Below are 13,962 nucleotides of genomic sequence, written 5' to 3' on the forward strand. Positions count from 1 at the left end.
CCCACATTGGGGCAAGCTCAACACCTTTACGCCAGAACAATGTGCAAACGCATACGAGCGCTGGGAAGATTTTAAACAAGTGCGTCAGGCCCTAGATCCAGATGATCAGCTATTGAACCCCTATTTAAAAACAATGCTTAAAGCCTAAGTATTTATTGGCCATAAATTTGCTTCCACTGCCTCTGTAGTTTATTTTTAAACACTGAAATTGAATGTAGGCAACGGAGCCAAGAATGAGTCAAGACGCACCGCTGGTGGTTACGGACATCCATAAAAGTTTTAATAGCCACAAAGTATTAAAAGGTGTGTCATTAGAAGCCCAAAAAGGTGACGTCATTTCGATGATCGGTTCATCAGGTTCAGGCAAAAGTACCTTCCTTCGCTGCATCAATCTCTTAGAAATTCCTACCTCAGGTGATATCCAACTTCTCGGCGACACCGTCAAATTCAAAACCAATAAACGCGGCGAACGAATGCCAGCCGACACCAAGCAAGTCGAACAGATGCGTTCGAAGCTATCTATGGTATTTCAAGGTTTTAATTTGTGGTCTCACATGACAGTGCTAGAAAACATCATCGAAGCACCGATCAATGTATTAGGTATTCCTAAGAAACAAGCCATTGAACACGCTACAGAGCTCTTAAACAAAGTAGGCATCTACGAGCGTCGCGACTACTATCCTAGTCAGATGTCTGGTGGCCAGCAGCAACGTGCAGCAATTGCTCGCGCATTAGCGATGGAACCAGAAGTACTGCTATTTGATGAGCCGACATCTGCACTCGACCCAGAACTCGTCGGTGAAGTATTAAAGGTCATGCGCAGCTTGGCTGAAGAGGGCCGCACCATGATTGTCGTGACACACGAAATGGCCTTCGCGCGCGATGTGTCGTCACAAGTTGTATTTTTGCATGACGGAAAAATTGAAGAGCAAGGAACACCTAAAAAAGTTTTTGAAGATCCTGATTCAGAACGTGTGAAACAGTTTCTTCAACCGAAGTACTAATATTCAGTACAAACAAACTGCTCCCTTTAGAGAGCTGACATTAAATAAGAGGAAGACCTCACTATGAAAAAACTATCGCTATTAATGGGTTGTATCTTAGCTGCGAGCAGCAGCATTGGTTTCGCAGCTGACAAACTAAAGTTAGCTGTTGATGTACCTTACGAGCCGTTCGAATATAAAGCGCCAGACGGCACGCTTACTGGTTTCGAAATTGACCTTGGCAACGCTGTATGTGCTGAAATCAAAGCGGAATGTGAGTGGGTTATCCAAGCTTGGGACGGCATTATTCCAGGACTTTTAGCGCGTAAATACGACGTTATCTTCTCTTCTATGTCTATCACTCCTGAGCGTGCTGAAAAAGTATTGTTCTCTGAAGGTTACTACAACACACCTTCTGCATGGTTTGGTAAAAAAGGTACTGATCTGGACGTGACTGACAAGGCTGCCTTCAAAGGCCTTCGCGTTGGCGTTCAGCGTGGCACAGTTCAAGATGATTACGTGACAAAAGATATCGGCGCAGACACTGTTGAAATCAAGCGTTACACCACGGCTGACGACCTTGTTCTTGATCTAACAGGTGGCCGTCTAGACTTAGTATTCCTAGACTTCCCAGTAGGTGAATCAACCATCCTTAAAGATGAAAACTACCAGTCAGTCGGCGACACCATGCAAGTTGGTGGTGAGGGCGTTGGCGCTGCATTCCGCAAGCGTGACAAAGACCTTGCTGAAAAATTCAATGCTGCGCTTAAAAAGCTCAAAGAAGACGGTACTTACGATGAGATCATGAACAAGTACTTCTCTTACAGCATTAAGATTTAATGCTAAAAGTCAGATGTCAGGCGCTATATGCCTGACGTCTGATTGACGATTAATTTTCACGGAACTTACTCAATGATAGATCTTCACGGTTACGGCCCATCTATATTTCAGGGCGCTATTTTAACCATCGAAGTAGCCGTATTATCATTGCTTGTGGCTTTATTTTTAGGGCTACTCGGCGCGATCGCCAAACTTTCAAGCAACCCTATTCCTCGCGCTATCGCAACGGTATACACCACCGTAATTCGAGGCGTTCCCGATCTTGTACTGATGTTACTCATCTTCTTTGGCGGTCAAATGATGATGAATGAGTTCTCAGATTGGTTATATGAAGAATTTGATATCGATGTCTTTTTTAACATCGATGAATTTATTGCCGGAGTTGTCACCATTGGCTTTATCTTTGGTGCCTATATGGCAGAAACATTTCGTGGCGCATTTCAGTCCGTAAATGCAGGTCAAATAGAAGCCGGATATGCCTACGGTATGACTCGATGGCAAGTATTTAGCCGCATCTCGTTTCCTCAAATGATGCGTCATGCACTACCTGGCCTAGGTAACAATTGGCTTGTTATGCTGAAAACCACTGCACTTGTATCGATCATTGGTCTAGCTGATATGGTGCGTCTTGCTTCCGAGGCAGCCAAAGCTGTGCACGAACCCTTTACTTTCTTAATCCCTGTTGCGCTTGTGTACTTATCCCTCACAGCGGTCTCAGAGTTATTACTCAACAGACTGAAAATTAAATACAGTGCCGGAACAACGAGGGCTTAATGATGGAAGCGTTTTTAAGTCTGTTTGCAGACAATAGTATTTTTAACCCGCCTACTTTGATGCACTACTGGTCAGGCTTTGTGACCACAGTGCAATTGGTATTTCTTTCTCTGCTTATTGGCTTTGTTATCTCTTTGCCTTTAGCTATTTTGCGAACCTCGAAAAACAAGTGGATCAACCTTCCTATTTGGGCATTTGTTTACTTTTTTAGAGGAACCCCCCTACTTGTTCAGCTTTACCTTATTTATTACGGCACTGCGCAGATCACAGGCATTCAGCAAACATTCTTGTGGGACATACTTTCAGAGGCCTTTTACCCTTGCTTGATAGCGTTTGTATTGAATACGGCGGCCTATACAACAGAAATTTTTAGAGGCGCCATTGAGGCAACACCTCGTGGCGAAATTGAAGCTGCAAAAGCCTATGGTATGGGTGTCGCTAAACGAATGCGCCGTATTATTCTGCCTGGAGCGATGCGCCGAGCATTACCAGCTTATGCCAATGAAGTGATCTTTATGCTTCACGCCAGTTCAATTGCCAGCGTCGTAACAATCGTCGATTTGACCGGTGCAGCTCGTGATATCTACGCGCGCTATTATGCGCCATTTGAAGCTTTCCTATTCGTTGCGGCTATTTACCTCTGCATGACATTTACCTTGATTTATATCTTCCGAAAAGTTGAAGATAAAATCATGGCGCATACTAAGCCGCTCTCTTAATCAAAAGATCGCCACTGAGGTGTGCTCCTATGACAGATTTGAACTCGCTCTTTTCTCCAGCGAACTCATTTCTGTCACATACCTTGTCTCAAGATCCAGCTAAAACAAATTCAGCTACGTATGAGACTTCTTGTTTCACGGCACAACTACTCGCCGAAGGCATGCTGCGACTTATTCCGAAGCAAAACAAAACTCAAACAGCGGCGCAGCATCAAGGTCTATTGCTATCTGCTGGTATTCACGGAAATGAAACGGCTCCAATAGAGTTAATTGATCAACTCGTTACAGAGCTTCTTAGCAAAGACATCTCCATAGCCCGCCCCACTCTTTTAATACTTGGGCACCCCAAAGCAATGCGCAAAGCAAGCCGCTTTATCGAGTTCAATATGAATCGGCTGTTTATGGGAGTTCACAATGAAGATAATTTTTGTGGGAGCATTGATGCTAGAAGAGCAAAACTACTAGAGAGATATGTCTCTGAATTCGCTGAAGATTATGGCCTCAGCCAACACTTAGATCTTCACACCGCAATTCGCGATTCCTATGTTGAACGCTTCGCGCTCAAACCTAAAACCGAGCACGCTAACAATGTTTCAGATGAAGCTCGTGGGATTCTATCTGCACTTGGCTGTACGGCACTGGTCTATCAGCATAAGCCAGCAACAACGTTTTCTTCTTTTACCGCGCGCAGCTTTAACACCGATGCATACACGGTTGAGCTAGGTAAAGTGTACCCATTTGGGCTCAACAAACTCAGCGAATACGCAAACACTTATCAATGTCTTAAATCAATGATCTGTGGTGAGCTCATAACTGTCGCGCAAGATCAACTCAATGAATTCGAAGTGTGTCATGAGCTGATCGTAGACCATACAGAATATGTATTGTATGTTGATGAAGGTGCCCCTAATTTCTCGCGCTACAATCAGGGGACGATAATGGAAAAGTCTCCACTCAAAATTTATGAAGTGGAGAACACAGAAGAGCTTCTAATTTTTCCAAACAGCAAAGTGCCGATCGGTCAGCGCGCAGGCCTAATGCTGAAACGCATAAATAGCGGGTAAACCAAGTAGTTGCGTTAGCTCATCTAATGCAGTTTTAGATTCATCAATCAGACGTGGGTCAGCCAAATCGCTCTGCGCTAGTTGATCGCGATAATGACGTTCGGTCCATGCCATCAGCGTTTCGTATAGTTGATCTGTAAACAGGACACCCGGGTGAATCGCTGCTAGCTCATTTTCATTTAGTGCCACGCGCAAACGAAGACATGCTGGGCCACCTCCGTTTTTCATACTTTGTTTTAAATCAAAGCTCATGACTTCTGCAATCGGATTATCCGCTTTAACAAGACGCTTCAAATAGGCGGCAACTGAAGGTGTAGAGTCGCACTCTGATGGCACGACTAAGGCCATTTTGTCATCCGAAATACTTAATAGCTGACTGTTAAACAAGTAGCTAGAAACCGCATCTGCAAGCGGAACTTCACTCTCAGGCACTAAAATAACTTTCAGCTCTGTATCCCCAAGCTTTTTCTGCAACTCAGCAAATACCTGATCTTGATTCAAGAAAGCTTGTTCATGACAGAAAAATACATCTCTATTTCCTACAGAAATAACATCGTTATGAAACACGCCAGCATCAATCGTGCTTGGCTTTTGCTGAGCGTATACAACGTTCGCATCATCTAACTCGTGCAATCGTGCAACGGCTTGGCAAGCCTCTAAAGTTTGACGTGCAGGATATCGCTTAGGTTTTAATTCCGACTCATTAAATGCGGTCCGACCGTATGCAAAAAGTTGCACGCCGCGCTTGTCATACTCTGAGCAAAAGCGCGTGTGATTTGCAGCGCCCTCGTCGCCTAACTGACTCACACTAGGCAAAGCAGCATGATGCGCAAAAAAGCTCTCATTACAAAAGATCGCTTGGAGCATACGACTCGTTGTTTTGTGTTCAATCGCTCGGTGGAGCTTGGCGTTCAAATTAGCCGCCGTGAAATGTACTCGTCCATCACGGCTATCAGCACTTGGAGACACCGTTGCGGCATTCGCCGTCCACATGCATGAGGCAGAATACACCGATCCCAAAATTACAGGAGCTTCTTTGGCTGCACGCGCAAGCACTTGCGCATCGCTACCCGCGAAACCAAGTTGTCGTAACAAATCAATCTCAGGGCGATGGTGAGGCAATAAAATACCTTGCTTCAATCCTTTGTCGGATAAGGCTTTCATTTTCGCCAAGCCTTGCTGAGCTGCCAACTTAGGGTTAGATACATCTTTTAGGCTTTGCTCTGAAGCGATGTTGCCAAACGACAAGCCAGAATAATTATGAGTAGGACCCACAAGCCCATCAAAATTTACTTCATATGCCTTCATTGCTTACCTCTGCTCATCCATTGCGATTTACGTAGTTAAGAACTTATTAAGGTTTCAAAGTCATACCGGGCGATAATGTTGCCGGTACATTTGCTTGTTTAGATTCCATTGATGCAACAGGATACGCGCAATAATCTGCTGCATACAACGCACTTGCTCGATGGTTGCCACTCTCACCGATACCACCAAATGGTGCAGCACTGCTTGCTCCGGTAAGAGGCATATTCCAATTTACGATACCAGCACGGCTATCTAGCAAAAAGTCTTGCCATAGTGATTCGTTCTCACTAATTAAACCTGCCGCCAGTCCGAAACGCGTGGCGTTCGCTTGCTTGATCGCGTCTTCATAGTTCTCATAACGAATGACTTGCATCAAAGGACCAAAATATTCTTCATCAGGTACGTCAAGCCCCGTCACATCGACGATACAAGGACGCAGCATCGCTGGCACCTCATTATCTCTTGCGAGTTCCAATAAGGGTTTAGCGCCGATACTCAATAAATTCTGATAAGCCGACACGATACTTTGCGCTGCGCCTTCCGAAACCAGGCATCCCATAAAAGGCTGAGGTTCTGCATCAAATGCGCCAACCTGTAATGCGCGTGTTGAGCTAATTAACGAAGATACAAGCTGATCGCCGTACTCACCAGTCGGAATAAAAACGCGTCGAGCACATGTGCAGCGCTGACCAGCTGAGACAAAACTCGAAAATAATAAGTGATGGACAGTCGCCTCAATAGGGCTATCACGATCAACAATCAGTGGATTGTTGCCTCCCATTTCTAAAGCAAGGATCTTGGCGGGCTGACCTGCCCATTGTTGGTGAAGAATGGCTCCGGTTCTGGAGCTTCCTGTAAAAAACAGTCCATCTATATCCGGATGTTGTGCGAGCGCTTCACCGGTTAGTCGTTCGCCTTGGACGAGATTAATCACTCCTTCAGGTAAACCGGCCTCAATCCAAATTTCTAAAGTAATTTGCGCAACCAAAGGGCACTGTTCACTTGGTTTGAAGACAACCGTATTGCCGGCTAATAACGCAGGCACAATATGTCCGTTTGGTAGATGGCCAGGGAAATTATAAGGTCCAAAAACCGCGACAACACCATGCGGCCGATGCCTTAAAGAAGACAAGCCTGCTGGCAATTCCTTACTTGAATGTCCTGTACGATCTAAATAGGCCTGCTGAGAAATAGCGACCTTGCCAACCATCGCGCCGACTTCGGTTCTCGCATCCCACAATGGCTTGCCTGTCTCTTTACCGATCGCGATCGCTAACTCTTCACTGCGTGCCTGAAGGCATTCTTTAAACTTTTCTACTAAAGCCACACGTTCATCGAATGCGGTGCGCCCCCAACTTGAAAACGCTTCTCTCGCCGCTTCAACAGAACGCGATACATCATCGCTATTTGCGCTATTTGCCTGCCAAACAAGCTCACCATTAAAAGGATTATGGCTAGCTAACGATGGTCCTGAACAGTGATGCCACTGTCCTGCAATGAAAGCTCCTAATTGGCTCATAGCTTTATCCTAAATATAACGAAGTGGGACAGCTCTAAGCTCAGCTTGATCATCGATATTCAAAGCATCGAATTGTTCTGAACTTAGTCTTATATGATCAGCGTGAATCTGATCTTTACTGACAAGAATTGTACGGAAATGTTCCATCCGCCGATTAGACACAACCCAATCGTCACGGGCACCAATTTCAGCGTCATAGTTAGTATCTACGCGATAAGGCAAAAGCACACTTTCACTAACGCCGCGCACATCTTCAACGAAGCTCTCAACGACTGGGCCACCATCGAAAATGTCTATCAATTGATTGAAATGAAAACCCTCTTTCTTGAGCATTTCTAATGCTGGACGCGTGTTGTCATGCGTTTTGCCAATCACTGCACGCGCCTCTTTAGTAAGAGAGAACAAATAAATGGGGTACTTGGGCATCAGCTCTGCGACTAATTCTTTGTTACCAAGCCCGACTTGATAATCCGCTAAAGAAAATTCCATTTGAAAAAACTTCTTACCTAAGGATTCCCAAAATGGAGAGATGCCATTCTCATCAGAGTAGCCACGCATCTCTGCAATCACTTTTTCACTAAAATACTCTTTGAACTCGGCTAAAAAGAGAAGGCGACACTTCGACAATAAACGACCATTGTTCCCTGACCGCGCGCTAGCATCTAAAAACAGTGTGCACAGTTCAGACACTCCGGTTAAATCATTCGATATCACGAGCATGTCGTTTGATGTATGCACACCAATTTCTCGTGAAGCGTGAATAACTTTTGAGATTCTATAATTGTACCAAACCTGTTCGAGGCCAATGGCTGCTTCAATAGCACTGACTCCGACCACCTTTCCTGTCTCGGTATCCTCAAGAGCAAAAACATAGTTTCCGCGTTCTTTAGGTTGAGAGCAGCGAAAAGAGCGTACCGAATTGAAAATCCGTTGCTCTAGCAAAGGGGGATTTTTAGGTAAAGTCGTCACGCCGACTCCAGCCCCTTCAGCTAGGTCAACAAGCGCTTGCAGATCATGACCATGGATAGGTCGAATCACCATCATTGAGTTACTCTCCTAAGACAGAAAGCTACTAAAGAGCACTGAAGAAATATTCAGCGCCACCATTCAAATTCAAGGCAGATATATCAGATTGACTAACACGGACCACGTCATGAGTGCCCCCAGGCAAAGGAACAAGTCCGCATCGAAAATCTTCAAACTGATCGTTACAGACTAAATGTGGTGACCCAGCCGTTACCTCACCAATATGCGTGGTTTTTTGATGTGCTTGATTGAAAGTGCGCAACTTTTCAAGGCGACCCAATAAAACCGGGCCGCCATCAAAAATATCGACAAATGAGGATGTCTTAAATCCTTCATTCATTAACAAAGAATGAACCGGCTCAGCATGCTGATCATATTTTCCTAATACGGCTTGAGCTCGCTCAGACAGCATCGTCACGTAGATTGGGTGCGCGGGCATCAGCTCTGCAAGAAAAGTACGACTCTTTGTCGCGACATGATAATTCGCATTTGCGAAATCCATGTTGAAGAAATTTCGTCCTAAATCATCCCAAAATACAGACTGCCCTTTTTCGCCATAAACACCCTGCAATTCAACGACAACCTGATCACTAAAGTACTCGGCAAATTGACGCATAAACATCAACCGAGCACGCGCAATGAGTTGAAAACAATCTGTATCAACCAAGTCATCGCGTATAGCCAATGAACACAAGACATTTCGGCCGGTCAACTCATGCGTTAAATGCAAGACAGACACTGGCGTATGAATGTCAAATTCTTCTGAGGCATGAATAAGCTCACCCAAACGATAGTTATAAAACGGTCGCTTAAGTTCGTTATTCATAGCAATACCCGAACAGGCAACAAGCTCTCCTGTTTGAGTATTTTCTAGAACAAATAAAAAGAACTTCCCCTCATCGCTGGGCGAATTTGGGGACTGAAAAGAACGCATTGATTGTTCAATGCGCTCCGCTAATCGAGCTCGTTTCCGAGGAAGAGACGCTATTCGTGCTTGGTTATCACGAACTAGCGATTCAATACTGCTTAGATCATCAAGTGTGCATGGACGCACTAGGTGCATTCTACACCTCCGTATTAACGAATTCCCTTACAGCCGTTCTAAGTAAAGCCATACCTTCATCGATATCCTTGTCCGCGATAATCAATGATGGCGCTAAGCGAAGTACATTTGGACCTGCGATCAAGGCCATCAAGCCTTGCTCCATCGCTTTAGCCATAATGTCTTTCGCTTTACCTTGATATTTCTCATTCATCTCGCAGCCAATTAATAAGCCGCAACTTCTAATCTCTTTAAACACTTGGAATTCAGCATTAATCTCTTCCAAAGCATTCACAAAACGTGCGTTCTTTTCTGGGACCTGCTCGATCACTTTTTTCTCTTCAAGCTCGAGCAATAATGCTTCTGCCACGGCACATGCCAAAGGATTACCGCCGTATGTACTACCGTGCGTTCCAATGCCAAAACTTTGAGCAATACTTTCGGTCGTAAGCATCGCCGCTACCGGAAAACCACCACCAAGAGACTTTGCGGTCGTAAGAATGTCAGGCATCACGCCATACTTCATATACGCATAAAGCTCACCAGAACGTCCGACACCCGTTTGAATTTCATCAAACACTAATAGAGCATTGTGCTTATCACACAAAGCGCGTAGACCTTTAAGAAACTCAGGATCAGCCGGCATCACACCGCCCTCACCTTGCACTGGCTCGATCACAACCGCGCAGGTTTTATCTGAAATCACCGCTTCAACACTAGCTAGATCGTTATAGTTCGCGTGCGTAATACCGCCAGGAACAGGCTCAAACCCTTCCGTATATTTAGCTTGGCCTCCTACAGAAACTGTGAACAATGTACGGCCATGAAAACTGCTGTAGAAAGATAGAATTTCGTTTTTATCTTCGCCGTAGTGATCATGCGCGTATTTACGCACTAACTTAAATGCAGCTTCATTTGCCTCTGCTCCTGAGTTCGCAAAGAACACTCGTTCTGCAAATGTTCGTTCTGTCAGCAAGCTCGCTAAACGCAACGCTGGTTCATTTGTCATCACATTACTGACATGCCATAGCTTCTCAGCTTGCTCTTTTAAGGTGCTAACAAGTCTCGGATGCGTATGCCCTAAAGCACTCACTGCTATGCCGCCCGCAAAATCAATATACTCACGACCGTTTTGATCCCAAACACGAGAACCGGCCCCTTTAACAGGAATCACGGCCGAGGGTGCGTAATTCGGCACCATTACTTGATCAAAAACACTTCTATCTAATGGAGTATTCTCAGACATATTTATCTTCTACCTATCATTGTCAATCGCCGTCTTACAAGCCCAGTAAAAGCGACGAGTTGTAACGCTGCACTAAAGATAGCGCAAATATAAAAAATCAGGCGATTTACCACATTAAATCGTCAGGGATTTGATAATCCTTATAAGGATCATCTTCATCAACTTCTTGAGATGCCTTTTCGTTCAACACAACAACAAACTCTGGCTTGCGTTGTTTAATTTTTTCTGCGACTTGGCTGGCTACCACTGCATAACTTTGTGCATCGCGCACGATAGAAAGTCGCCCTTTGGCTAAAGCTGTTTGACTAGCCTCATCGACATAGAGTTTTTGAATTTTGGAACCATCTGCGAATTGGTATCCTAACTCACCATCAACACTCAACTTATTGACCGAGATCAATTGTTTGACCTGCGCGATAATTTCGCGCTCTTTTAACTCTTCATTGCGCTCTGCGTTAAGTTCGCGATCTCTCTCCGCTTTCGCTTGACGCTCTTGGTCTAGACGTTGCTTCTTCTCGTTTGCCTCAGACTCCAAGCCCACTCTACCCTTTTGCTTTTTAGTCTTTCTTTGTTCTTGCTTAATGGCTTTGGCTTTCTTTTTGTCTACCAAACCCGCACCCAACAACTGCTCTTGCAGGGACTTAGCCATTTTTTGACTCCTAACAATCCATCAATAAGAAATGATATGTGCATCAAATTAAACGCACCAACTACACAGTCTTCCAGATTAAACCTTGATCTCGATCTCAGTTAGAAAGGCTTTATGTTTAAAAACGTAACAGAATGTACGATCCGCCACACAGAAGTGTAACAGGGTCTATACTGAGCGTGAGAAAAAAAAATTTTGTGACCTCGAGTCACCCATATTTTTAGCAACCTGTAGTTGTTTGTTGCTCATAAAACGATAAGACATCGCAATGGAGAAACAGCTATGAATTATGAAGCTGCAAAGGCATATTTATTAGGAAAACCAGAAGCAAGGGAAGACTATCCTTTTGGGCCTCCGGTGTTAGTACCTAAAATTAAAGGTAGCATGTTCGCCACCTTAACCAAGCAAGATGGGATTCCTCACATGAATCTCAAATGCGACCCTCACCACGCCGAAGAACTTCGAGATATGTATGAATCGATTGTTCCTGGGCATCACATGAACAAGACCCATTGGAATACACTCATCTTAGATGGAAGCATTCCAGAGTCTGAAATCGAGCGGCTAATCGATCACAGTTATTCACTCGTTGTGAAGAAACTGAAAAAGTCTCAGCGTAAGCTGTTAGAAGAAGACTACGAAACTGACGAACTCTATAAGGAACTTGAGCTACAAATTGTGGCTTAATCAATTCAATAAAAAAGCACCCGGTATAAAGGTGCTTTTTTATTGCCTAAACATTTTCATTAAGGGATCAGCTTTCCTAGCACCATTGTCCAATACACTTCATAATCGGCATTGTCTGCGATGTAGACGGCCACACCGCCTTCTTCATAATTTGGACTCATGATCGCTGAACAATGGCTCGGGCTATTTAACCAACCTTGCATGACAGACGGCACGGTATAGAAGCCCGCGGCGATGTTTTCACCTACCATGGTCCAGTTGTAGCCCGCTTGAGTTGCTCGACTACCGACACGCAAACCATTTGAACCAGTATGACTGAAGAAATTATTGGTACCCATATCTATTGAATGCGCTAAACCAGCATCTTCTAACTGGCAATTCCAAGTCACCGCACCAACCGCGGGGTAATAATCCTGTCCGCAAAATCTTGCTTGTGAACGCGCCTCATTCAAAGCAACCAATAGCTCGTCATCTAACTCACTGGTTAAGCAACTTGGATTTTCGATACTAGCCGTTTGCCCTTGAGAAACAGCACCCGTTTGACTGAGGTTGTGTACTTCGACACTTTGATCTTGTGCACCAGATGAACACGCTGCCAGTAAAGTAAGACTTGCAAGTAAAGAAGTAGGCTTTAGGGAATTTTGAATCTTAAACATCGCTTAAAGGTATTAATACATGAATACCCTTAAGTTCAGCACTACTAACGAAAACCTTCCGTTGTTACCCCGTATGCTTTTGTAAATTGCTAAGGGGCTAAATAGCCAACGCGTGACAGATTGTTAAACAATGTTGCATGGACTTCTTTAGCATTCAATTACGCCTAAAAATCAACGTCTAAGTTAACTAAAGAATGAGAACCAACCCTCAACCCCACCAAATCAACACTCACCCACTAAAATAACAAGCGAAAAGCGAACAGTAAGCATAAAAAGTACGCCTTCAGATTTATCGAATAAGCTCACGTAATGGCAGACTTAGCTTCCAATGTCGACAGTGTGGAAGTCGGCCATTTATAAATATGGACTTTCCCCAAAAAAATTAAATTCAAGTTTTGGATAACAATAAAAACCATAATTAGGTGACTGAAATGAAATTTACTATGAAAAAAATGGCCGCTTTCCTAGGTGGCGCAGTTCTTTCTGCAAGTGCGAGCGCATATGACAACATGTATGTATTTGGTGACAGCTTGTCTGACTCTGGCAACTTAACGGAAGTATTCCAATCGCCAGTTGAAGTTAAGTTCACCAATATTTCTCCGTTCACGGGACAAGCAACGATCGCAACCGATGCGCTTGCTGCAGGTCTGGGTTTAACAAACAACCCGTCAAAGTGGTTGCTAGGCCAAAACGTCGGCACTAACTATGCTGTCGGAGGCGCTGCCGCAATCCCATCAGATCCTAACAACGACACGAGTCTTCCAATCCAGATTGGCGCGCACTTGTTGTCGACTGGTGGTGTAGCAGATGCAAACGGCCTATACGTTATTGTTATCGGTGGTAACGATTTGAACGCTGCTGCGCAAATTCGTGCACAAGGCGTATTTACAGCTCCAGGTGCAGAACGTCAGGCAGCTCGCAAAGGATCTAAGGATCGCGTTGACGCAGCAGTAGATGTAATCAGTAATCAAATCCAAACCTTGATCGCGACTGGCGCAACAGCTATCGCGGTAGCAGACGCTCCAGATATCAGCAAAACACCTCTTCTTAGAGCAAATGTTAACGACCTGTATCAAGCAGCTGTAGCATCAGGTAATCCCCAAAACGAACGTCGTGCTCTTGAGTACCCAGAAAAAGTGTCAAGTCTTGTGGATCGTTTCAATCGTAAACTTCGTAAATCAGTTCGCAATATTGAAGCAGCAACAGGTATTGATATTATTGAATACTCACTACAAGACTTCTTAGATCGTACAATTGAAGAAGGTGAAGAAGCCGGTTTGAACACAACAACTCCTTGTGTTGAATCAGTACCCGCACTTGCTGATTGCTCAGCATTTGTTTTCTCTGATGGTTTCCACCCAAGCAGTACCGTTCACACGCAAGCTGGTCAAGAATTTCTTGAAGCTGTATTGAGCCAATAATCCGCTCTTGGATTGGGATCAGAGTGAA

15 protein-coding genes are annotated in these 13,962 nt (G+C 44.5%); 8 read left to right on the forward strand and 7 right to left on the reverse strand.

Annotation, left to right across the window (positions count from 1 at the left end; all coding sequences use genetic code 11):
• From A3738_RS32735 to A3738_RS24080, 6 genes are all read left to right on the forward strand, one after another.
• Window positions 1–148, forward strand: a 148-nt coding sequence (locus A3738_RS32735; protein WP_369819830.1) for a D-arabinono-1,4-lactone oxidase, incomplete at its 5' end; no start/stop codon positions are given.
• 85 nt (window positions 149–233) lie between these two features.
• On the forward strand, window positions 234–1,004 hold the full coding sequence (locus A3738_RS24060; RefSeq protein WP_068478251.1) for an ABC transporter ATP-binding protein: 771 nt from the start codon (window positions 234–236) through the stop codon (window positions 1,002–1,004).
• A gap of 63 nt (window positions 1,005–1,067) precedes the next feature.
• A complete protein-coding gene (locus tag A3738_RS24065) occupies window positions 1,068–1,823 on the forward strand; it encodes a transporter substrate-binding domain-containing protein (RefSeq protein ID WP_068478248.1) in 756 nt (251 codons plus the stop codon).
• A 72-nt stretch (window positions 1,824–1,895) separates the two neighbouring features.
• The gene (locus tag A3738_RS24070; RefSeq protein WP_068478246.1) at window positions 1,896–2,597 is read left to right on the forward strand and encodes an ABC transporter permease; all 702 of its coding nucleotides are present in this window, start codon (window positions 1,896–1,898) and stop codon (window positions 2,595–2,597) included.
• Window positions 2,597–3,316 carry an ABC transporter permease gene (locus A3738_RS24075; protein ID WP_068478244.1) on the forward strand — a complete coding sequence of 240 codons (720 nt, stop codon included), beginning with the start codon at window positions 2,597–2,599 and terminating at the stop codon, window positions 3,314–3,316. The genes A3738_RS24070 and A3738_RS24075 overlap by 1 nt, the downstream gene beginning before the upstream one ends.
• Before the next feature lie 29 nt (window positions 3,317–3,345).
• Entirely contained in the window at window positions 3,346–4,380 is a 1,035-nt protein-coding gene (locus A3738_RS24080) for a succinylglutamate desuccinylase (RefSeq protein WP_068478242.1), read from the forward strand.
• On the opposite strand, the gene astB is transcribed toward A3738_RS24080, so the two are convergent.
• The 6 genes from astB to A3738_RS24110 all read right to left on the reverse strand — a co-directional run bounded on the left by astB (window position 4,351) and on the right by A3738_RS24110 (window position 11,170).
• The gene (gene astB / locus A3738_RS24085) at window positions 4,351–5,688 is read right to left on the reverse strand and encodes an N-succinylarginine dihydrolase (protein WP_068478240.1); all 1,338 of its coding nucleotides are present in this window, start codon (window positions 5,686–5,688) and stop codon (window positions 4,351–4,353) included. The two genes, A3738_RS24080 and astB, sit on opposite strands and share 30 nt — an antisense overlap.
• Before the next feature lie 46 nt (window positions 5,689–5,734).
• Window positions 5,735–7,207 carry a succinylglutamate-semialdehyde dehydrogenase gene (gene astD, locus A3738_RS24090; RefSeq protein ID WP_068478238.1) on the reverse strand — a complete coding sequence of 491 codons (1,473 nt, stop codon included), beginning with the start codon at window positions 7,205–7,207 and terminating at the stop codon, window positions 5,735–5,737.
• A 9-nt stretch (window positions 7,208–7,216) separates the two neighbouring features.
• Entirely contained in the window at window positions 7,217–8,251 is a 1,035-nt protein-coding gene (gene astA, locus A3738_RS24095) for an arginine N-succinyltransferase (protein WP_068478236.1), read from the reverse strand.
• Window positions 8,252–8,279: 28 nt separating this feature from the next.
• The gene (locus tag A3738_RS24100) at window positions 8,280–9,296 is read right to left on the reverse strand and encodes an arginine N-succinyltransferase (RefSeq protein WP_068478235.1); all 1,017 of its coding nucleotides are present in this window, start codon (window positions 9,294–9,296) and stop codon (window positions 8,280–8,282) included.
• A 1-nt stretch (window position 9,297) separates the two neighbouring features.
• The gene (locus A3738_RS24105; RefSeq protein WP_068478232.1) at window positions 9,298–10,521 is read right to left on the reverse strand and encodes an aspartate aminotransferase family protein; all 1,224 of its coding nucleotides are present in this window, start codon (window positions 10,519–10,521) and stop codon (window positions 9,298–9,300) included.
• Between the two features lie 106 nt (window positions 10,522–10,627).
• On the reverse strand, window positions 10,628–11,170 hold the full coding sequence (locus A3738_RS24110) for a DUF2058 domain-containing protein (protein ID WP_068478230.1): 543 nt from the start codon (window positions 11,168–11,170) through the stop codon (window positions 10,628–10,630).
• A 282-nt stretch (window positions 11,171–11,452) separates the two neighbouring features.
• Here A3738_RS24110 and A3738_RS24115 point away from each other — a divergent pair, with 282 nt between their 5' ends.
• Window positions 11,453–11,857: an MmcQ/YjbR family DNA-binding protein gene (locus tag A3738_RS24115; RefSeq protein WP_068478296.1), complete on the forward strand. Its 405-nt coding sequence runs from the start codon at window positions 11,453–11,455 to the stop codon at window positions 11,855–11,857.
• 59 nt (window positions 11,858–11,916) lie between these two features.
• Here A3738_RS24115 and A3738_RS24120 read toward each other — a convergent pair whose 3' ends face one another.
• On the reverse strand, window positions 11,917–12,513 hold the full coding sequence (locus A3738_RS24120) for a CAP domain-containing protein (protein ID WP_082878494.1): 597 nt from the start codon (window positions 12,511–12,513) through the stop codon (window positions 11,917–11,919).
• A gap of 431 nt (window positions 12,514–12,944) precedes the next feature.
• Between A3738_RS24120 and A3738_RS24125 the strand changes: the two genes are divergently transcribed.
• Window positions 12,945–13,934, forward strand: coding sequence for an SGNH/GDSL hydrolase family protein (locus A3738_RS24125; protein ID WP_068478227.1), 990 nt, complete (start codon window positions 12,945–12,947; stop codon window positions 13,932–13,934).
• Window positions 13,935–13,962 lie beyond the last annotated feature (28 nt).

It is taken from the genome of Oleiphilus sp. HI0066, assembly GCF_001635725.1.

Excerpts from the sequence above, each read along its gene's own strand:
- A3738_RS24060 (WP_068478251.1), top strand. The coding sequence starts at position 234 with ATGAGTCAAGACGCACCGCTGGTGGTTACGGACATCCATAAAAGTTTT.
- A3738_RS24065 (WP_068478248.1), top strand. The coding sequence starts at position 1,068 with ATGAAAAAACTATCGCTATTAATGGGTTGTATCTTAGCTGCGAGCAGC.
- A3738_RS24070 (WP_068478246.1), top strand. The coding sequence starts at position 1,896 with ATGATAGATCTTCACGGTTACGGCCCATCTATATTTCAGGGCGCTATT.
- A3738_RS24075 (WP_068478244.1), top strand. The coding sequence starts at position 2,597 with ATGATGGAAGCGTTTTTAAGTCTGTTTGCAGACAATAGTATTTTTAAC.
- A3738_RS24080 (WP_068478242.1), top strand. The coding sequence starts at position 3,346 with ATGACAGATTTGAACTCGCTCTTTTCTCCAGCGAACTCATTTCTGTCA.
- astB (WP_068478240.1), bottom strand. The coding sequence starts at position 5,688 with ATGAAGGCATATGAAGTAAATTTTGATGGGCTTGTGGGTCCTACTCAT.
- astD (WP_068478238.1), bottom strand. The coding sequence starts at position 7,207 with ATGAGCCAATTAGGAGCTTTCATTGCAGGACAGTGGCATCACTGTTCA.
- astA (WP_068478236.1), bottom strand. The coding sequence starts at position 8,251 with ATGATGGTGATTCGACCTATCCATGGTCATGATCTGCAAGCGCTTGTT.
- A3738_RS24100 (WP_068478235.1), bottom strand. The coding sequence starts at position 9,296 with ATGCACCTAGTGCGTCCATGCACACTTGATGATCTAAGCAGTATTGAA.
- A3738_RS24105 (WP_068478232.1), bottom strand. The coding sequence starts at position 10,521 with ATGTCTGAGAATACTCCATTAGATAGAAGTGTTTTTGATCAAGTAATG.
- A3738_RS24110 (WP_068478230.1), bottom strand. The coding sequence starts at position 11,170 with ATGGCTAAGTCCCTGCAAGAGCAGTTGTTGGGTGCGGGTTTGGTAGAC.
- A3738_RS24115 (WP_068478296.1), top strand. The coding sequence starts at position 11,453 with ATGAATTATGAAGCTGCAAAGGCATATTTATTAGGAAAACCAGAAGCA.
- A3738_RS24120 (WP_082878494.1), bottom strand. The coding sequence starts at position 12,513 with ATGTTTAAGATTCAAAATTCCCTAAAGCCTACTTCTTTACTTGCAAGT.
- A3738_RS24125 (WP_068478227.1), top strand. The coding sequence starts at position 12,945 with ATGAAATTTACTATGAAAAAAATGGCCGCTTTCCTAGGTGGCGCAGTT.